General features: G+C 75.0%; 1 pseudogene. It reads left to right on the top strand.

Going from position 1 to position 1557, the window contains the following annotated elements:
* Positions 1-87: 87 nt before the first annotated feature.
* Positions 88-1047 (top strand): annotated as a pseudogene (locus NOD94_RS41065) (histidine kinase); the annotation flags it as partial.
* Between the last annotated feature and the right edge of the window lie 510 nt (positions 1048-1557).

Raw genomic sequence — 1557 nt, 5'->3', positions numbered from 1 at the left:
ATTTAGGTGACCGCGGGGGGGGGGTAACGTTGTTTGGTGGGCGGGCCGGGGTTGACCACAACGCTGGGGGGGGGGCGGCCGCCCCCCGACGCCCTGATGTGCGTGGCCGAGCGGGCCCGGCTGCTGGCGGACGCCGCGGCCGGGGTCGTGCTCCAGCCGACCCCGGAGGGCGGCATGGAGATCGTCGCCGCCTCCACGCACGGGGACCCCGGGGACCTGGTCGGCACGGCGATCGCGCCGGGATCGGCGGTGCTGGAGCAACTGCTGGGCGGGGAACCGGTGTTCATCGAAGACTCGGCGACGGACCCGCGGATGACCACCCACGTGCGGGAACGCTTCGGCCCGAGCATGATGCTGCCGCTGCAGAGCGGCGGCCAACTGATCGGGACGCTGGCCCTGCCCAGGGCCCGGGGCGGGCCGCCGTACGACGCCGTGGACCGGTTGCTGGCCTCGCAGTTCGCCTCCCAGGCCGCGCTGGCGCTCGTCCTCGCGGACGCGCAGCACGACCGCGAGCAGCTCGCCGTCTACGAGGACCGGGACCGGATCGCGCGGGACCTGCACGACCTGGTGGTGCAGCGGCTGTTCGCGACGGAGATGATGCTGGAGAGCACGCGGCGGCGCTCCTCGAACGCGCCGACCGGGGACACGGTCGGCGAGGAACTGAGCCGGGCCGTCGACGAGCTGGACTCCACCATCCAGGAGGTCCGGACGGCCATCTTCGCCCTCCAGCAGCCGCCGACCGATGCGCCTACGACGTTCCGGGGGCGGGTTCTGCGGGAGACGGGCGGGGCGGCGGTGCTGCTGGGGTTCCAGCCGTCGGTGCACTTCGCGGGCGCGGTGGACGCGTTGCTGCCGGAGCCGGTGGCGGGGGACCTGCTGGCCGCCCTGCGCGGAGCGCTGGCCGCGGCGCACCGTCGGGTCGGCGTCACCTCGATCGAGGTCGGCGTCGACGCGACCCCGACCCGAGTCCACCTGACCGTCTCCGACGACGGCCGCACGGATTCCGGCACCCGGGGCACGACCCTGACGTGGCAGTCGCCGCTTTAGCCCTGGCCGGGCGGGGTTCGGGGTCGATGGCTGCGGGTGCGGGGCGGCTGCGGGTGGGTCGGGGCCGGTGCCGGGGTGGGGTGTCGTCCGGGACGGGCATGATTTATGGCGCCCTGTCCGGGCCTCATGGAGCGAGCGGTACCGGGCGCCAACAAATCACGTTTTAGTCCCGGACGACACCCCACCCCGTCCCCGACCCCGACCTACGGCAGCGCCCTGATCCCGGCCCGTCCATCCAGCCTCCGCGCCCATCCATCCAGCCCCGCCGGCGCTTGAGCCCCCGAATCAGCCTCGCCGGCGTTTGAGGCGCGGGGTTCGGGGCGGAGCCCCGAGGGCCGGTGCGCGGCGCCGCTCAACGCGCCGACCCCGATCGGGCACGCCCAACCCGCAGGCGGTGCCCCCGGCCATCCGGCCCCGCCGGCGTTTGAGGCGTCGAATCAGCCTCGCCGGCGTTTGAGGCGCGGGGTTCGGGGCGGAGCCCCGAGGGCCGGTGCGCGGCGCCGCTCAACG

Source organism: Streptomyces sp. Isolate_45, from assembly GCF_024721315.2.
In the GTDB taxonomy this organism is placed as follows: Bacteria; Actinomycetota; Actinomycetes; order Streptomycetales; family Streptomycetaceae; genus Streptomyces.
This window is presented reverse-complemented; position numbering and strand designations above follow the sequence as displayed.